General features: G+C 62.7%; 14 protein-coding genes and 1 other RNA gene. 8 read left to right on the forward strand and 7 right to left on the reverse strand.

Going from position 1 to position 16,937, the window contains the following annotated elements; genetic code table 11:
• Nucleotides 1-8 precede the first annotated feature (8 nt).
• The 4 genes from RRB22_04670 (at nt 9) to RRB22_04685 (ending at nt 6,496) form a co-directional block, all read left to right on the forward strand.
• Entirely contained in the window at nt 9-1,991 is a 1,983-nt protein-coding gene (locus tag RRB22_04670) for a tetratricopeptide repeat protein (GenBank protein ID MDT8383689.1), read from the forward strand.
• On the forward strand, nt 1,991-4,900 hold the full coding sequence (locus RRB22_04675; protein MDT8383690.1) for a tetratricopeptide repeat protein: 2,910 nt from the start codon (nt 1,991-1,993) through the stop codon (nt 4,898-4,900). The genes RRB22_04670 and RRB22_04675 overlap by 1 nt, the downstream gene beginning before the upstream one ends.
• Before the next feature lie 16 nt (nt 4,901-4,916).
• Nucleotides 4,917-5,186: a hypothetical protein gene (locus tag RRB22_04680; protein MDT8383691.1), complete on the forward strand. Its 270-nt coding sequence runs from the start codon at nt 4,917-4,919 to the stop codon at nt 5,184-5,186.
• 272 nt (nt 5,187-5,458) lie between these two features.
• Nucleotides 5,459-6,496 carry a glycosyltransferase family 2 protein gene (locus RRB22_04685; GenBank protein ID MDT8383692.1) on the forward strand — a complete coding sequence of 346 codons (1,038 nt, stop codon included), beginning with the start codon at nt 5,459-5,461 and terminating at the stop codon, nt 6,494-6,496.
• Between the two features lie 25 nt (nt 6,497-6,521).
• Here the strand turns inward: RRB22_04685 and RRB22_04690 are convergent, their stop codons facing one another.
• From RRB22_04690 to RRB22_04720, 7 genes are all read right to left on the reverse strand, one after another.
• Nucleotides 6,522-7,049: a cell wall hydrolase gene (locus tag RRB22_04690; GenBank protein MDT8383693.1), complete on the reverse strand. Its 528-nt coding sequence runs from the start codon at nt 7,047-7,049 to the stop codon at nt 6,522-6,524.
• Between the two features lie 238 nt (nt 7,050-7,287).
• Entirely contained in the window at nt 7,288-8,913 is a 1,626-nt protein-coding gene (locus tag RRB22_04695) for an iron ABC transporter permease (GenBank protein ID MDT8383694.1), read from the reverse strand.
• 83 nt (nt 8,914-8,996) lie between these two features.
• Nucleotides 8,997-10,007, reverse strand: coding sequence for an extracellular solute-binding protein (locus tag RRB22_04700; protein MDT8383695.1), 1,011 nt, complete (start codon nt 10,005-10,007; stop codon nt 8,997-8,999).
• 164 nt (nt 10,008-10,171) lie between these two features.
• Nucleotides 10,172-11,398, reverse strand: a complete 1,227-nt coding sequence (locus RRB22_04705; protein MDT8383696.1) for a UbiH/UbiF/VisC/COQ6 family ubiquinone biosynthesis hydroxylase — start codon at nt 11,396-11,398, stop codon at nt 10,172-10,174.
• Complete coding sequence (ubiH, locus tag RRB22_04710; GenBank protein MDT8383697.1) at nt 11,395-12,651, reverse strand: 2-octaprenyl-6-methoxyphenyl hydroxylase; 1,257 nt, start codon at nt 12,649-12,651, stop codon at nt 11,395-11,397. The genes RRB22_04705 and ubiH overlap by 4 nt, the downstream gene beginning before the upstream one ends.
• The gene (gene pepP / locus RRB22_04715; protein MDT8383698.1) at nt 12,648-13,991 is read right to left on the reverse strand and encodes a Xaa-Pro aminopeptidase; all 1,344 of its coding nucleotides are present in this window, start codon (nt 13,989-13,991) and stop codon (nt 12,648-12,650) included. The genes ubiH and pepP overlap by 4 nt, the downstream gene beginning before the upstream one ends.
• A 514-nt stretch (nt 13,992-14,505) precedes the next feature.
• Nucleotides 14,506-15,054 (reverse strand): UPF0149 family protein, encoded by a 549-nt coding sequence (locus RRB22_04720; protein MDT8383699.1) that lies wholly within the window; start codon nt 15,052-15,054, stop codon nt 14,506-14,508.
• A 180-nt stretch (nt 15,055-15,234) separates the two neighbouring features.
• Here RRB22_04720 and RRB22_04725 point away from each other — a divergent pair, with 180 nt between their 5' ends.
• The 4 genes from RRB22_04725 (at nt 15,235) to RRB22_04740 (ending at nt 16,793) form a co-directional block, all read left to right on the forward strand.
• Entirely contained in the window at nt 15,235-15,444 is a 210-nt protein-coding gene (locus tag RRB22_04725; GenBank protein ID MDT8383700.1) for a TIGR02449 family protein, read from the forward strand.
• Nucleotides 15,441-15,764 (forward strand): cell division protein ZapA, encoded by a 324-nt coding sequence (locus tag RRB22_04730; GenBank protein ID MDT8383701.1) that lies wholly within the window; start codon nt 15,441-15,443, stop codon nt 15,762-15,764. Before RRB22_04725 ends, RRB22_04730 begins: the two co-directional genes overlap by 4 nt.
• A gap of 143 nt (nt 15,765-15,907) precedes the next feature.
• A non-coding RNA gene (gene ssrS, locus RRB22_04735) (6S RNA) lies at nt 15,908-16,091 on the forward strand.
• 78 nt (nt 16,092-16,169) lie between these two features.
• On the forward strand, nt 16,170-16,793 hold the full coding sequence (locus tag RRB22_04740) for a 5-formyltetrahydrofolate cyclo-ligase (protein MDT8383702.1): 624 nt from the start codon (nt 16,170-16,172) through the stop codon (nt 16,791-16,793).
• The last annotated feature ends 144 nt before the right edge of the window (nt 16,794-16,937 follow it).

Genomic DNA, 16,937 nt, shown 5'->3' on the forward strand with positions numbered 1-16,937 from the left:
TGTTTATCGTGATCACCTTTCGACTTCTGATCGGGCTGCTGTTGCTGGTGATGTCATCACTGGCCTGGTCTGCGGATGGCCCGGCAGAACCGTCTGTTGCTCCGTCTGTAGTTCCGTCTGTTGCCTCGCCAGGTACTGCGCCCGCCGACGAACCGACCCCCTCCGATGTCCCCGCGGGACAGGTGCGTGATCTGTATTACGGCACCGTGCTGTATGAGTTTTATCAGCAGAATTATTTTTCCGCGGCGGTGAATCTGTTGGCGGCGCAGGAGCAAAATCGTCTTCGCCATCATGCGGCGGATGCCCAGTTGTTGCTGGGTGGGATGTATCTTTCCTACGGGCTGCACAGCGAGGCGGAGGCGATCTTTAACCGCCTGTTGGACGACAGCGCCGAGCCGGCGGTGCGGGACAGGGCCTGGTTTTATCTGGGCAAGATACGCTACCAGAAGCAGCTGTTTACCGAGGCGGAGGCGGCCCTGTCCCGTGTCGGCGAGGCGCTGGATGAGTCCCTGGTGGAGGAGTTTCGTACCCTCAGGGCCAATCTGTTGATGGCGCAGGAAGACTACCCTGCAGCGGCGGCGGCCCTGCAGGATCTGACGCAAGGCCACAGCGGCCGCGATACCGAGCAGCAGGCGAATTACGCACGTTTCAACCTGGGTGTGGCCCTGATCCGCGCCGGGCATGAAAAGCAGGGCACGGAGTGGCTGCGCAAGGTGGCCGAACTCCAGTCCGGCGACAGCGACCAGAAGGCGTTGCGCGACAGGGCCAATCTGGCGCTGGGCTATTCATTGCTGAAATCGGCCCCGGTGCTGGCCAGGGATTTTCTGCAGAAGGTGCGCCTCAATGGCCCCTATTCCAATAAGGCCCTGCTGGGTCTGGGCTGGGCCGAGGTGGAATTGCAGCGCTATGAGCAGTCGCTGGTGCCCTGGGCCGAACTGGCAAAGCGGGACAGGGTCGATCTGGCGGTGTTTGAGGCGCTGCTGGCAACCGGTCATTCGCTGGAGCGTTTGCGTGCCTATCCCCAGGCGATACAGTCCTATAGCAATGCCATCACCATTTTTGAGCAGGAGCTGGCGGGCCTGAATGATACCGTCGCGGCGGTGAAGGCCGGCCGCCTGTGGGCCGATCTGCTGGCCCAGGTGTCGCGTAACGAAATGGGCTGGTTCTGGGAGGCGGAGCTGCTGCCGGGGACGCCGGAGGCGCGCTACCTGCCCATGGTGCTCGCCGGGCACGGCTTTCATGAGGCCATCAAGAATCTGCGCGACCTGTGGTTTCTGGATGGCAAGCTGGGCCGCTGGCAAACCGAGATCCCCGCTTTCGATGCGATGCTGGCCTTGCGTCGCAGCACCTATGAAACCCAGCTGGATACCCTGACCCCGGAGCAGACCCTGGACCATGTGCTGGATGTGCGCACCAGCCGCGACATCTATGCCGCCGAACTGAAAAGGATCGGCGAGCGCCAGGATGCCTTCGCCCTGCTGACCCAGGAAGAGAAAAAATTGCAGGATCGTCTGGTGCAGGTGGAGGAGCGCATCTGGCGCCTGTCCAAACAGCCGGACAGTGACCCCGCCGAGATGGAGGACTACCGCGATCGCTACCGCCTGTTCAAGGGGCTGCTGGACTACGACGTGGTGACCAACTACGCCATCCGTTACCGGGTGGTGGAAAAGAGCCTGCAGTCGCTGGATGCTGAACTGCAGGCGACCCTGCAGCAGCAGGATTCCCTACAGCGGGCACGCGCCAATGCGCCGCTGGATTTTGAGGCATACGCCCGGCGCATTGACGACAAGCGTCAGCGGGTGGCGAGTCTGCGCAAACAGGTCAAGCTCGCCTTCGACGAGCAGCGGCGTCAGTTGCAGGTGATGGTGGACGTCGAGTTCGACGAGCTGCGTGCCCGGCTGGTGGACTACCTCGATCAGGCGCGCTTCTCGCTGGCGCATCTGCAGGATATGGCCACCGATGCCGCGGCCTCGGGTAGGGAGTTGCAGTGATGTTGCGCCGCCTCCCCCCCTATGTCTTTGGGACGGCGCTGTTGTTGGCCTTGCTGGTGATGCTGTCCGCCTGCGCCGGCATACCGAGCATTGAACAGGATCCCACCATCGCCCTGCTGGCGGAACGGGCAGCCCGCATTGAGCCCCAGGCCCTGCCGCCGCTGTCGCGGGCGGATGTGCAGCGCACCTATCGGCAGCTGGCGCAGACCACCACCAATGATGCCCTGAAGGCGATTGCGCTGCAGCGGCTGGCGGATCTGGCCCTGGAAGACAGGCAGGCGGTGCTGGCGGGTGAGGCCCAGACGGACAAGGTCGCGACCCCCGTGACGCTCGCACCGCCATCGACCGCAGCGGTCACGGAAACGCTCACCGAGCCGGTAGCAGAAAGCGCGACCCCGGCCGACATCGAGGCCGATGCGGAGCAGGCCACTATCCAGAGCGCCATCCATCAGTACGAGCGCCTGTTAACCCTGTACCCGGACTATGCGGGTAATGACCGGGTGATGTATCAGCTGGCCCGCGGCTATGAACTGAACGGTGATCTGGAAAAGACCCTGGACGTGCTGACCCGGCTGGTGGCCCAGTACCCCGAGCAAGCCAATCAGGACGAGATCCAGTTCCGTCGCGGCGAAATCCTGTTTTCGTTTCGTGACTTCGAGGCGGCGGAGCAGGCCTATGCCCAGGTGCTGTCCATGTCCGAGACCGGCCCCTACTATGAGCGCTCGATGTTCAAGCACGGTTGGTCGGTGTTCAAACAGGGCGCCACCGAGCGTTCACTGAAATCCTATTTTGCCGTGCTGGATCGCAGTTTTGCCGGCGGTCGCGAGATTGCGGATTTCTCCCGCAGTGAACGGGAGCTGCTGGACGATACCCTGCGCATCGTCAGCCTGTCCTTTTCCTATCTGCAGGGCCATGAGAGCGTGACCGCCTTTTTTGAGGACTACGGCCGGCGCGACTATGAGTTCCATATCTATGCGCGGCTGGCCGATCTCTACCGCAGTCAGCAACGCAACATCGATGCCTCAGACACCTTCATGGCCTTCGTGCAGCGCTATCCGCAGCATGGCCAGGCGCCGCTGTTCCTGGTGCGGGTGATCGACATCTACAAACAGGCCGGCCAGAAAGAGGCGCTGTTGCGCGCCAAGGCGGACCTGGTGATGGGCTATGGCGTCGGTACGGCCTTCTGGAAACGACACGATGCCGACCTGCTGGCGCAGATGCTGCCGCACCTGAAGGCCAACCTGGATGACCTGACCCGCTACTACCACGCCCAGGCCCAGACCAGCCGGGCGCCGGCGGATTACCGTATCGCCGCCCACTGGTACCGGACCTATGTGCGCGCCTTCCCGGATGACGCAGAGACCCCGGCCAAGCATATGTTGCTGGCCGAGAGCCTGCTGGACAGTGGCGAGGTGCAGGCCGCGGCGGTGGAGTTCGAGTACACCGCCTATCACTACCCCCTGTTTGGCCAGAGTGCGGAGGCCGGTTATGCCGCCATCCTGGCGCATCGGCAGCAGGTGGAGGCGCTGCAGGGCTCGGCCGCGAACGCCAAACGGGAGACCCTGATCGCCAGCAGCAAACGGTTTGTGAGCACCTTCCCCGCTGACCCGCGTGCAGTGAAAGTGATGTCGAAGGCGGCGGAAGAGCTGCTTGTGCTGAAGGATTATCGCAATGCGGTGGCCACCGCCCATCATGTGGTGGGCCACCGGCCGGCCGCCGAGCGGGCGCTTCTGCAGATCAACTGGGCGATCATCGCCCAGGGTGAGTTTGAGCTGGGGCTGTATCCGCAGGCGGAACAGGCCAGCCTCAAACGCCTGCAGTATGCGGCCGCCGATGACCGGGATCGCCAGGACCATGAAGAGCGCCTGGCCGCGGCCATCTATAAGCAGGGTGAAAGTGCCCGCGCCGCCGGTGATCAGCGCGAGGCCGCCCGCCACTTCCTGCGGGTCGGACAGTTGACCCCCCGGGCGGGCATTCGCGCCAATGCCGATTTTGATGCGGCGGCGGCCCTGTTTGCCAACGCCGACTGGGCGCTGGCGATCCCCGTGCTGAAGGCCTTTGTGCAGAACTTCCCCACCCATCAACTGCGGGCCGGCGCGGATGAAAAACTGGCCCTGGCCTATGAGAAGAGCGGTGACTGGCAACATGCTGCGGCGGCCTATGAGGTGCTGTATCGCAATGAAACCGACGCCAACAAGAAACGCCTGCTACTGTGGCAGACGGCCGAGTTCTATGAAAAGGCGCAACAGCAGGATCAGGCGATCGAGGTCTACAAGCGCTATGTCGCCGCCTTCCCCGCGCCGTTTGATGATGCCATCGAGGCCCGCTTCCGCCTGGCCAGCATGTATCAGCAAAAGGGGCAGGTGCAGCCCCGCCATTACTGGCTCGCCCAGTTGATCGCGGCCCACAAGGCCGGGCCGGCCACGGATCGCAGTCACTACCTGGCGGCAACGGCGGAGCTGGAGCTGGCCGAGCCGATGTTCGAGAACTATCGAAAGGTGCATCTGGTGCAGCCCCTGCAGCAGAACCTGAAGAAGAAAAAGGACCTGATGCAGGAGACGATCCAGGCCTTCACGGCGGCGGCCGATTACGGTGTGGAAGCGGTCACCACCGCATCCACCTTCCGGATTGCGGAAATCTATAATGACTTTGGACGCAACCTGGTTGCCTCTGAGCGGCCGGCGGGGCTCTCGGCCGAGGAGCTGGAGCAGTACGACATCCTGCTGGAAGAGCAGGCCTATCCGTTCGAGGAAAAGGCCATTGAGGTGCACGCCCTGAATGCGGCGCGCACCATCGACGATGTTTATGATGAGTGGGTCAAAAAGAGTTTTTCCGCGCTGGAGAAACTGAGCCCGATCCGTTATGCCAAGAATGAAAAGAGTGAGCCGGTGAATCATGCGATCGAATAGACTGACGATAGTCATAGTGCTGCTTTTGCTGATGGTGGGTGGCATGTCGTTGGCGACGGCCGAGACCAAACTGGAACTGGAGGCCACCGAGATCACCGGCGCGCGGGAACTGCCCAAGGTGCTGTATATCGTGCCCTGGAAAAAGACCGAGCCGGACCCGCGTCCACTGCCCATGCGCAGCCTGGTGGAAGAGGTGCTTGCACCGATCGACATGGATGTGTTTCGACGCCAGGTGCGGTATCACAACATGACCCGCTCCGCGGCCGAAACGCCCGCGGCGCAGTAGCCGACGCGCCTTTCCTTCCCTCAGCCCCTGGGACTGACGGCGCCCACCGAGAGTCGCTATTGTCGGTTATCTCTGCGCGGTTTCTGCTGCGCAATTTTCTTCTTTGTAATAGTGCTGTGACACTGGCAAAGGATGCGCCTCGTCCGTCTGTCCGGCCAAAATCACCGGCCCCCCACCCGCTGTGATCCGTTATACTCTGCGTCACGTTTTGCAGCGCAGTAGATCAGTCTCAAGTCCGACAGGCTCCCAGGCCAATGATGCAAGGATATTTTATGACCGACCCCACACCACATACAGCAGCCACCGAGTCAGCGGCGGTAGCGCCCCTGTCGATCGTCATCCCGCTTTACAATGAGCAAGACAGCGTCGGCCCGCTGATCGAACGCACCAATGCGGCGCTGGCCGACTACGCGAGCAAATGGGAGCTGATCCTGGTGGATGACGGTAGCAGCGACGCGACGGTCACCACGGTCATGCGACTGCTGGCGGAGCAGGGATTGACACATGTGCGACTGCTGGAGCTGCAGCGCAATTTCGGCCAGACCGCGGCGATGCAGGCCGGTATTGATGCCGCGCGCGGCGAGGTGATCGTCACCATGGACGGCGACCTGCAGAACGATCCCATCGATATCCCGCGCATGGTGTCACGGCTGCTGAGCGATGATCTGGACCTGCTGTCGGGCTGGCGCAAGAACCGGCAGGACAAGCTGCTGATGCGCAAGATCCCCTCGCGCATGGCCAACTGGCTGATCGGCAATATCACCGGGGTGCACCTGCACGATTACGGTTGCAGCCTCAAGGTCTACCGGGCGGCGATCATCAAGGGGGTGCGGCTGTATGGCGAGATGCACCGCTTCATACCGGCCTGGGTGGCCTCCAATACCTCGCCGGGTCGGATCAAGGAGGAGGTGGTCACCCACCATGCCCGGCAGTACGGCGAGTCCAAATACGGCATTTCGCGCGCCTATCGAGTGCTGCTGGACCTGATGTTCGTGTACTTTTTTATGCGCTTTCGGGCGCGGCCGGGACACTTTTTCGGCCGGATCGGCCTGGTGGTCGGCGCCATCGGCGGGCTGTTGCTGGCCTATCTGGTGCTGCTGAAACTGTTTCTTGGCGAGGATATCGGCGACCGGCCGCTGCTGCTGCTGGGGGTGCTGATGATCGTCGTCTCCATCCAGTTTTTTACCACCGGCATCATGAGTGAGATGATCACCCGCACCTATTACGAATCCTCCGACACCAGGCCCTATATCCTCAGCGCGCGCTCCCTGCAGCCCGAGGGGGAGACCAGCTGGAAGGATTCGGCCTGAGCCTGACAGACACCCCGACAGAGACCTAGGAGCGGCCCGTCATAAAGATATGCCCGCCGATCTCGCGGGTCACGTTGTGAGACTCCGCCCAGTAGGGCAGGGTAAGGTGCGGGGCGTAATAGTGTAATGCGCCCTTGGTCAGGTCCAGCGCCTTGCGGGTCTGCTCGGTGAGGCTGCCGTAGCGCAGGTAGGCAAAGCGGGCGATCTTTTGCGCCAGCTTCCAGGCGTAGGCATCGGTCGGGCGATCACTCTTGCCGTCATGTGTCCAGCTGAACTGTTTTTTCTGCCACACCACGCCGCAGACCGAATCAGGGTAGTGCCGGCTTTTCACCCGATTCATCGTCACCATGGCCACCGCCAGCTGTCCTTCGGCGGCCTCTCCCCGAGCCTCAAAATAGATGTTGAGTGCCAGGCAGCGCGCCTCTTTGGCGGCGTTGCTGTCGGCATTGTCGGCACGCTGTCCCGCGCTGGTCGCATCGGCGTGACCGACGGAGGCAAAGGCGCTGTAGAGGAGAGCGGTAAAAAGGAGCCTTCTGAACGGGAGTCTGGGCATGGGTTTACTGTTTCCTGCATGTGTGAACTACCGGTTACAGGTGCGGTGCGGGTGCGGGACGATCATGCACCCATACGGCTAAACGGTAACCAGATGATCAATAAATGATCGATTTGCAGGACCTAAGCAATTGTCGTGCCATTAAAATAAAGCACAACAAGAACAGTGGGTTGAGATTTATCGGATGGGTCGGGCGGTGGGTTTGGGGTGGAGTTGTAAAGAAAACCGACGGTTTCGGTCAGGTAGGGCGGGAGCCGACATCGTTGCCGTGGCTGCGCATCATGATCCACAGCACCGGCAGGGTGCCGATGACCAGCATCAGGGCGGCCGGCGCCGCCAGTTCCAGCATCTCCTCGCTGGCCTCGATCCAGATGCGCACCGGCAGGGTGTCGAAGCCGGTGGGGCGCAGGATCAGGGTGGCGGGCAGTTCCTTGAGGGTGTCGATAAACACCAGCACCCAGGCGGTGGCCAGGCCGTTACGGATCATCGGCAGCACGATGCGCCACAGGTTTTCCAGCGGTCCGGCACCGAGGCTGCGCCCGGCCTGTTCCAGCGAGGGGGTGAGCTGGGCCATGGCGGCATCCTGGGCCTGCACCGCCAGCGGCAGGAAGCGGATCACCACGGCAATCAGCAGGGCGGCGAGTCCGCCATAGAGAAAGGGCAGCTGGGCCAGCAGCAGGCTGAGGATGCCCAGGGCGATGACGGGGCCGGGCAGTACAAAGCCGACGCTGGAGAATTGCAGCAGGGCCTGGCTACCAGTGGAGCGTTTGCGGGCATTGTAAAAGGCCACCGGAAAGGCGGCGATCACCGCCAGGCTGGCGGCGATCACGGCGACCAGCAGCGAGTTGGCGGTGTAGCCCCAGAATTCGTGATTGATCAGCTCCTGTGACCAGGCCTGCCAGCTCCAGCTCAGCATCCAGGCCAGGGGCAGGCCGAAGGCGAGCAGGGTGATGACGCCCAGCCACAGCCAGATGAGGCCGGTTTCCAGGCGGGTGGCCTGGCGCAGCGGCTGCTGGCGGCCCTGGCGGGTGGAGTAGTAGCGCTGGCGGCTGCGGAAAAAGCGTTCCAGCACCAGAAAGGTGAGGCTTAACAGCACCAGGATCAGCGCCAGGCCGGCGGCGGCCTGATAGTCGAAGCGGCCGCTCATCTGCAGGTAGATGCTGAGGGTGAAGGTCTGAAAGCGCAGCATGCTGACGGCGCCGAAATCGGACAGCACGTGCAGCACCACCACCGCCAGCCCGGCGGCAAGGGCGGGGCGCAGCAGGGGGAGGTTGATGCGCCAGAAGACCTCCGCCGAACGGGCGCCCTGGATGCGGGCGGCCTCCTCCAGGGATTGGGTGGACTGGGAGAGGGCGGTGCGGGCCAGCAAGAAGACGTAGGAAAAGCCGGCCAGCGACAAGATCAGGGTCACGCCCCAGATGTTGTACAGATCGGGCAGGGTGGCCGTATCACCGAACAGCCCCAGCCACAGCCGGCCCAGCCAGCCCTCCGCTTCCAGCAGGGTGGTGTAGATGTGCGCAAACACGTAGGTCGGTACCGTGAGCGGCAGGATCATCAGCCAGGTGGCGAGCCGGCGGCCGGGGAAGTCCCGGCGGGCGATCCACCAGGCGCTGGAGACCCCCAGCAGCACGCAGCCGATGGCCACCAGGGCGGCCAGCGACAGGGTGTTCCATAACAGTTCGGGCAGGCGGCTGCCCCACAGCTGAAACCACTGGTCGGTGGAGAGTTGCAGGCTGTTGTAGACCACATACAGCAGCGGCATGACGGCGATCAACACCACCAGCAGGGCAAGTCCGCCGAGGGAGGCAAAACGTCGGCCGGGGTTAAAGTCCCGGCAGGCTCGGATAAGGGTCGCTGATGTCATGCGTATTCCGGGACTGTGCTGGCTCTACAAAAATGTGGGTTGAGAAACAGGCCCATCGCAATGCCATGGGTTTCGGCGGGGGATTATGGCATACCTACCTGTTCGATGAGATCCAGGGTGACATCACGTTGCGTGCTCAGGGCCGACATCGGCACGTCGGCGACCCGGAAGCTGCCCGCCGGGGGGAGCTGCCCACTGGCCGCGACGCCGGTGCGGGTCGGGTATTCGAGATTCACCTCGGCAAACTGCCGCTGGCCTGCCTCGGAGATCAGGAAGGCGACCAGCTTTTCGGCCAGCGCGGCCTTGCGGCTGTGCCCGGTGATGGCGATGCCGGCCACATTCCAGGCGATACCCATCTCGCCCTGGCCCTGATCGGGCATGACCATCCTGATGGGCGCGTCGGGGTGTGCGTCGAGGTGGCGATAGATGTAGTAGTGATTGACCAGCCCCGCCTGCAGCTTGCCGCTGGCGACCGCGCTCACCAGTTTGCTGTGCTTGTTGAAGACCTTGCCGTCGACATTGTCCTTCATGCCCTGTAGCCACTGGCGGGTCTTGTCCGCGCCGGCGGCCAGCATCACCACGGTCACCCCGGCGATATAGCTGCCATTGGTGCTGTTGGTGATGCCCAGCTTGCCCCGAAGGGCGGGGTCGGCGAGATCGAAGATCGAGTCGAGGCTATCGGCCCAGGGTCCCTGGGTATTGACCACCAGCACCCGGGCGCGGGCGGACAGGCCCACCCAGGTGTTGTCCGCCGCCCGGTAGTTTTTGGCGATTGGCGTCAGCAGCGGGCCGTCGATGGGTCGAAACAGCCCCCAGTCGCTACCCTGTTGCAGGTTACCGGCGTCATTGCTGAGGAACAGATCGGCCTCGGTGCGCCCGCCCTCGATACGCAGTTTGTTGAGCAGGGCGGTGGAATCACCGTTGTGCAGGGTGACCTCGATGCCGGTCTGGCGGGTAAAATCGGCAATCACCGGCTTGACGAATTTATCGCTGCGCCCGGAATAGATCACCAGGCTGTCACCGGCCACCGAAGGGGGGGTGGCCGAAATCAGTGCCGTCAGGCCAAGCAGGGAGGAGATGAGTAGTCGTTTCATGTGAGTGTTTCCAGTAGGTTGCGGACTTGTTGCAAATGATAATGATTATCATTAATAAATCAAGCCAAGCATGCCCAGAAAATTTCCTGAATCTGTGGTTTAACCGCGGATGTCAGGAATTTGTATGCCTTCAAAAGTGGCATTGAGGGCGGGTGCCCCTGCCCTCAGCCCAGCGCGCGGGACATCAGCAGCCGCTTGAGCGGCGTCAGGCGGTCGGTGAGATTCAGGCCGCTGTTGCGCAGCTCGCGCAGTAGCGGGGTGTTATTGCTGAACAGCTGCTTGAACACCCCCATGGCCTCGAGCATCACGGCATTGTCACCGCGCCGGCTGCGTTCGTAGCGGCGCAGGGGCTTGAGACTGCCGATGGCCTGTTGCGCGGCGTGGGTAGTAAGGAGGATGTCGGCGAGGCAGCGGGCGTCCGCGAAGCCGAGATTGACGCCCTGTCCCGCGAGGGGATGAATGGTGTGGGCGGCGTCGCCGATCAGGGCGAGGTGTGGTCTGACATAGTGGCTAGCGTGCTGGCCGCGGATCGCAAAACTGGCGCGTGGCCCGCTGCCCAATACCGCGCCCAGCCTGGCCTCGAAGGCGGCGGTCAGTTCGGCGTTGAAGTCGGCCTCGTCCAGCTGGCACAGGCGTTCGGCCTCGGCGGGGCTGGTGCTCCAGACGATGGAGCTGAGGTGGTGATCGTCCGCATCACTGCCTGGTGGTAAAAAGCCGAGCGGCAAAAAGGCCAGCGGCCCGCTGGGCAGGAAGCGCTGCCAGGCGGTGTGCTGGTGCGAGCGCTCGGTGCGGACGGTGGCGACGATGGCGGTCTGCTGATAATCGCGACTGCTGACGGCAATGCCGGCCTGCTGGCGCACCCAGGACTGGCCGCCGTCGGCGCCCACCAGCAGCTCGGCGCTGAGTGCGCTGCCGTCGGCTAATTGCAGTTTGGCGCAGTGCGCATCGAGCGACAGTTGGCTGGGGGTTGCCGGGCAATAGATGTCGAGATGGTCGATGCCCCTGGCCTGCTGCATGAGCGCCCGGTTGAGGATGCGATTTTCGACAATGTGGCCCAGGTTGGGCTCGCCGATCTCGGCGCAATCAAAGTGGATGCTGCCGCCACCGCCCGCGTCCCACACCTGCATCTCGTGATAGGCGCAGGCGCGCTGGCCGATGATGTCCTGCCACACGCCCAGTGTCTCGAGGAAGCGTTGCGAGCCATGGGTGATGGCGCTGACGCGCAGGTCGTATTCATTGTCTGGCCAGTTATCGTTAGGCTCGTGGGCCTCGATGAGCGCGACTGATAGCCGACAGTCCTGCAGCGCGCAGGCCAGGGCGGTGCCGACCATGCCGCCGCCGACGATGACGAGATCGTAGTGGCGTGTACGATTGGCGGCCTGCGCGCTCACAGTGGCAGGCCCCGTGAGAGGCGGGGCAGCGTGCCGGCCATGCCCATGGAGTGACGCGCGATGCTGTGTTTGATCGGCGGCAGGATGTCGGCGGCGATGAGGCCAAGATTGCGCAGCAGCGCCAGCGGGGGCAGACGGTTGGAAAAGGTCTGCACCAGGATATTGGTAAAGCCGATCACCTGTTGGTGGTCGCGCTGACGCCAGCGGGCATAGCTCTCCAGGGTCTCAAGGCTGCCGGGATCCTGGCCGGCGCGGCGCGCATCGACGAGGGTCTGCGCCAGGCTGGCGACGTCGCGCAGTCCCAGATTGAAACCCTGCCCGGCGATGGGGTGCAGGGTATGCGCGGCATTGCCGATCAGCGCCAGACGGGGGCGCACCTGTTCCTGCGCCTGGATCAATTGCAGGGGATAGCTGTGGCGTTTACCCACCGTCAGGAGGCGTCCCAGGCGCCGGCCGAAACAGGCCTGTAGCGCGGCGAGAAAATCGGCATCACCCGCCTGTAACAGCCGTTCGGCATCCTCCGGGGCGCGGGTCCAGACCAGCGCGCAGCGGTTGTCCGGCATGGGTAGCAGGGCCAGCGGCCCGTGACGGGTGAAGCGTTCGTAGGCGATGTGCCGGTGCGGTTTTTCGGGCGTGATGTTGGCGATGATGGCGGTCTGCCGGTAGTCGCGCTCGGCGGTGCGGATCGCCAGCAGCTGGCGCACCTGTGAACTGCCACCATCGGCGGCGACCACCAGTGTGCTGCTGAGCGACTGCGTGCCGCCATCGACGTGGGTGACGGTTATCGTCGCCGTGGCGCTATCGAGGTCCAGTCCGGTCACGGTGGCCGGGCTGATCAGGGTTAGATTGCTGCACTGCTGGAGGGCGCCCAGCAGCTGTGCGCCGAGTTGCCGCGCGGTGACCACATAGCCCAGGGCCTCGACGCCTTCCTGCGCGGCGTGTAGCCGGGTGAAGCCAAAGCGGCTCTGATCCGAGACGTGGATGTGATCGATGGCGGTGGTGTGCGGGGCGATCCCCGCCCACAGCCCCATGCCCTCAAAGATGCGTCGGGCGCCAAACGACAGGGCAATGGCGCGGTCATCGTAACTGGGCGGGGCGGTGTCGCCCTGTCCCTGGGCCGGCAGGGGTGCCGCCTCCACCAGCGCGATGCGTAACGGCTGCCCGGCCAGGCTGAGCGCAAGGCTGGCGCCCACCATGCCGCCGCCGATAATGAGCAGATCGTAATCGGCGTTGTTGTGCAGGGAAGGGCTCACGCCGGGTGTGCGGCCATCAGTCGTTCGATGTCGGCGATGGCCTTGGGCGCGTCCTTGCTCAGCACCTCGCAGCCCTCCCGGGTGACCAGGATGTCGTCCTCGATACGAATGCCGATGCCCTGCCATTTTTTGGCGACGCTGCGCCTGCCGACCTTGCAGCCGGGGGCGATGTACAGACCGGGCTCGACGGTCAGCACCATGCCCGGTTCCAGTTCACGCCAGGCCTCGCCCACCTTGTAATCGCCGACATCGTGCACGTCGAGCCCCAGCCAGTGGCCGGTGCGATGCATGTAGAAGGTGCGATAGGCCTGTTCCTTGATCAGGCTGCGCAGATTGCCCTTGAGCAGGCCGAGTGAGAGCAGCCCCCGGGTCAGCACGCGCACCGCCGCCTCGTGCGGGTCGTTCCAGTGGTTGCCGGGCCGCACCTTGTCGATGGCCGCCAGCTGGGCCTCGAGCACGACCTCGTAAACGGCCCGCTGTTCGGGGCTGAAGCGGCCGTTGACGGGGAAGGTGCGGGTGATGTCGGCGGCATAGAGCTGGTTTTCCGCACCGGCATCGATGAGCAGCAGGTCGCCATCTTTCAGCTCGGCACTGTTTTCCGTGTAGTGCAGGATGCAGCCGTTCTCTCCGCCGCCGACGATGGGAGTATAGGCATTGACCATATTGTGTTGTTTGAAGTGGTGCTGAAATTCCGCCTCGATCTCGTATTCCCGTTTGCCGGGGCGACATTGCTGCATGGCACGCACATGGGCCTGGGCGGAGACGATCGCCGCCTTGCGCATGGCGGCGATCTCGGCGGGACTCTTATACAGGCGCATATCGTGCAGCAGATGATCGAGGTCCACGAATTCCTGCGGCGGATGCACGCCGGCGCGGGACTGTTCCCGCAACTGGTTGACCCAGCCGGTGACGTGCTGATCAAACTGGGTGTCGCGGCCCATGGCGTAATAGACCCGCTCACTGCTTTCCAGCAGACCGGGCAGGATGTCGTCGATATCGGTGATGGGGAAGGCGTCGTCGGCGCCATAGAATTCCATCGCGCCTTCCAGGCCGGCGCGGCGGCCGTGCCAGGTCTCCATCTGCGGGTCGCGTTCGCGGCAGAACAGGATCACTTCACCGTGTTTGCGTTTGGGGATCAGCACCAGCACCGCCTCGGGTTCATTGAAGCCGGAGAGGTAGTAGAAATCGCTGTCCTGTCGATAGGGATATTCGGCATCGCGGTTGCGCATGCGATTGGGTGCGGCGGGCAGGATAGCCACCGAGGCCTTGCCCATCATCTGCATCAGGCGTTTGCGGCGGCGGGCGAATTCGGTACGTGTGATATGCGGTTTGGGCGTCATGCCGCGATTGTAACGAAAAAGGTCGATTAAAGGGCAAGTGGTATTTTCAGTGCTGAGAGCCTGTGAAAAAATCGCCGGCCTACTGCGGGCACCGCTTTGCGGCTGCAACTGCGTTGCGCTACGCGAAAACGGCGGTCATTTGGTTCACCAAACTCCCTTGTTTTCGCATAGCGCGCCTTGTTTCGCTCGCAAATCGACGCCCTCGCTACGGCCGTCGAATTTTTCACAGGCTCTGAGAAAAGCTTCCGTCTCAGCGCGCAACGGGGTAGGGCGCAATAACCGAAGGGCATTGCGCCGCATGAAACATTTCCCAAGGCAGAATCGTTTTGATTGACCGATGGATAATGCCTCGCAGAGCAATCATTTACAGTTGCCTTGGTGTCATTCGTTGGCTGGGGTATGTATCGGCGTCCATGAAGGCATTTACGTTGTTTTTCCGTGGCGACTGACCATACGGCGCAATGCCCTTCGGTTATTGCGCCCTACGCACTGCCATAGGGCGATGGCTTAGCAGTCAACCCTGCAGCGGTTGCAGCTCCTCATTGATCAGCAGCACGCCGACGCGCAGGTATTCGACCAGCTCGGCATAGGCGTGTTCATCCTCCTCGCTGCCTTCCAGGTCGTACGAGGTGCCGGCGCGGGCGATCTCCAGCATGTCCTTGGCGATCTCGCGGGCGTCTTCGGGCAGGGGGGCGAAGTCTTTGACGCCGCCGAGGCTGAGACCGATCAGGTAACCCTGGCACCAGTCACCCAGGGCATTCACCCGCTGGTCGAGGCTGTCGTTGTCATCGGGCAGCAGCATCTGGAATTCACAGTTGGGGTCGTTGAGCTGGCGTCGGGTGACCTCGTGACTGGTCCTGAAGACCTCGTTGGCCTCGGCGGCCAGCAGGTCGCCTGCGGGCTGATTCGGCCACAGGGCCTGCTGCCAGACCGCGGGCTCGGCGCTGGTGTTGGCGCACAGCAGGCCGCAGAGTGTGCCGTGCACCTCGCTGGGCATGACCTCGGTATTGAGCTTGCTGAGGGCCAGGGCGATGGCCTGGTAGTCGGGCAGTTCTCGTTGCATGATGTCCTTCGATGTGCGGATGCAGGTGCTGACGATGTGAGTGTGCGGAGCCGGTATTTTAGCACCGCTGGCGGAGGGTCGACAGTCGTTGACCCGTCTGGTGGCCCGATTTATAGTGCAGCGCACAGGTGCGTTACGAGGTTTAGCGGTGATGATCCACAAATTGAAGGCTGAGCGATAATGGCCGATTCCGAAATTTCCAGACTCGAAGTGCGGATTGATGAGCTGATCGCCCTGGCCGATCAGTTGAGCAGCGAAAACCATCTCATGCGTGAACGGCAGAATATGCTGGTGGAGGAACGGGCCCGGCTGATCGAAAAGGCCGAAATGGCGCGCACCCGTGTGGAGTCCATGCTGGTGCGACTGAAGGCCATGGAGACGGAGTCATGAGCGACAAACCCGTGCAGAGCAAGGCGATCAGTATTCGCGTGCTGGAAAAGGAGTATCAGGTCTCCTGCCCGGCGAATGAAGAGGCGGCCCTGATGGCATCGGCACGCCTGCTGGACGAGAAGATGCGCGAGATCCGTAGCGCCCGCAAGATGGTGGGCACCGACCGCGTCGCGGTGATGGCGGCCCTGAATCTGGCGCATGATTTATTGCGTCTGCAATCGGGCGATGGCGCTGATGAGAGCAACGTCAACGGCAAGCTGCGCAGTCTGCAAAGCAAGGTGGAGGCCGCGATTACGCGGAGTCGGCAGCTGGAGCTGTAGCGGATATTGGCTTATTTGTTATTGGCTTCAGTGTGAAACAACAGATCGGCCCAACAGGACAATCAGGCACTTTCACTTTTCGAAACCTTTCATTAAACTTCCCTGTAGATTTTTTGATCAGTAGTACCCTTTTTAAAGAATGGCGCCGCCTGCGGTGTTCGATACTGTATCGGATTTTTCTTGGCCTATGCTTAACCCTGTTGGGGGCATTACATCGGTGTTGTGTGCATGTCCGTTCATCGGAAAGCCTGATATGCCGATTGTTGTTCCCACCTCAATCGCTCCGGTCCCAAGAGTGACGATACGGCCGGCACAGGCGGGGGGCGCCTCTTTTTTATGTCTGTTCACCATTGCTCATGGCAACGCCCTGGTTCGTCTCGGTGGTGAACCCCTGTTGCACCCGGCGTGAAGCAAAACGCCGCTAGCCCCACTCTGCGTCAGTCGCTGCGACAGGGTCGTCGCGCAATGGATGCACGAGAACATGCCCGACGCAGTGCAAAGGCCGGCTTCCATCTCACCCGCCATCGGCTGTTTCAGTCGGCCCGGCATATCGCCGCCTACCTGCCCAACGACGCAGAGCTGGATCCCACCGGCATCATGCTCAAGGCCTGGGAGATGGGTAAGACGGTATACCTGCCGGTGCTCAGCCGCCATCACCACAATCATCTCCACTTCCTGCCCTACGCGCCCGGCGACAAACTGCTGCCCAATCGATTTGGCATCCCCGAACCGGTGAGCCGTGGGCGGCGCATGGTCAGGCTCCAGCGGCTGGATCTGGTATTAACGCCCCTGGTGGGTTTTGATGCGCAGGGAAATCGGCTGGGCATGGGCGGTGGATTTTATGATCGCAGTTTTGCCTTTTTGCGCCGGCGGCAAGCCTGGCGCAAACCTCGTCTGCTGGGTCTGGCCTTTGATCGGCAGAAGGTGGCTCCGCCCTCCGGTCTGACACGCCAGCCGTGGGACGTGCCGCTGGACGGCGTGGTGACCGAGTCGGGGTTGAGCCTGTTTAAAAGCAGTGGGCAGGGATGATGTTGTCGCGGGACGTGTGCGGGCTACGTTACGGGACTGTGTTACGGGGCTCTGATCGACGGTGAAGAGAAGGCTGTGCCGCTGGCTTTGAGCAAAAAAAACGGCGGCCCCTTTCCCTTGTTATGAGGGAAAGGGGCCGCCGTT

The organism is Gammaproteobacteria bacterium, assembly GCA_032250735.1.
GTDB lineage: Bacteria > Pseudomonadota > Gammaproteobacteria > SZUA-152 > SZUA-152 > SZUA-152.

Bases quoted from the DNA above. Each gene is read 5' to 3' on its own strand.
- RRB22_04675 (MDT8383690.1), top strand. From the start codon at position 1,991: ATGTTGCGCCGCCTCCCCCCCTATGTCTTTGGGACGGCGCTGTTGTTG.
- RRB22_04685 (MDT8383692.1), top strand. From the start codon at position 5,459: ATGACCGACCCCACACCACATACAGCAGCCACCGAGTCAGCGGCGGTA.
- RRB22_04690 (MDT8383693.1), bottom strand. From the start codon at position 7,049: ATGCCCAGACTCCCGTTCAGAAGGCTCCTTTTTACCGCTCTCCTCTAC.
- RRB22_04695 (MDT8383694.1), bottom strand. From the start codon at position 8,913: ATGACATCAGCGACCCTTATCCGAGCCTGCCGGGACTTTAACCCCGGC.
- RRB22_04700 (MDT8383695.1), bottom strand. From the start codon at position 10,007: ATGAAACGACTACTCATCTCCTCCCTGCTTGGCCTGACGGCACTGATT.
- pepP (MDT8383698.1), bottom strand. From the start codon at position 13,991: ATGACGCCCAAACCGCATATCACACGTACCGAATTCGCCCGCCGCCGC.
- RRB22_04720 (MDT8383699.1), bottom strand. From the start codon at position 15,054: ATGCAACGAGAACTGCCCGACTACCAGGCCATCGCCCTGGCCCTCAGC.
- RRB22_04725 (MDT8383700.1), top strand. From the start codon at position 15,235: ATGGCCGATTCCGAAATTTCCAGACTCGAAGTGCGGATTGATGAGCTG.
- RRB22_04730 (MDT8383701.1), top strand. From the start codon at position 15,441: ATGAGCGACAAACCCGTGCAGAGCAAGGCGATCAGTATTCGCGTGCTG.